This window comes from Pseudomonas sp. CROZ-RG-20F-R04-15 (assembly GCF_022662375.1).
GTDB lineage: Bacteria > Pseudomonadota > Gammaproteobacteria > Pseudomonadales > Pseudomonadaceae > Aquipseudomonas.
This window is the reverse complement of sequence record NZ_JAKNQL010000088.1, coordinates 1-226: the sequence shown is the minus strand read 5'-3', so window position 1 is coordinate 226 and position 226 is coordinate 1. Positions and strand designations below refer to the sequence as shown.

Genomic DNA, 226 nt, shown 5'->3' with positions numbered 1-226 from the left:
GGTCGAATAGTCGACCGTGTCCATGTTGCCCAGGCTGCCATCGAAGGCGATGGCCCGGCCATCGGCGACGAAGGTGTCGTTGAAGTTCGAACCACGCAAGCTTTCGATACCGACGAAGGTATCGCCGGTAGCGATACCGCTGTGCACACCGGTCTTCAGGTTGACGGTCACGCCAACAGTGCTGTCGGTATAACCGGCGATGTCGAAACCGGCACCGCCGATAAAC

1 pseudogene is annotated in these 226 nt (G+C 59.3%); it reads right to left on the bottom strand.

Annotated features, from left to right (window positions below):
• Positions 1-226, bottom strand: a pseudogene (locus L8H52_RS30400) (calcium-binding protein); the annotation flags it as partial.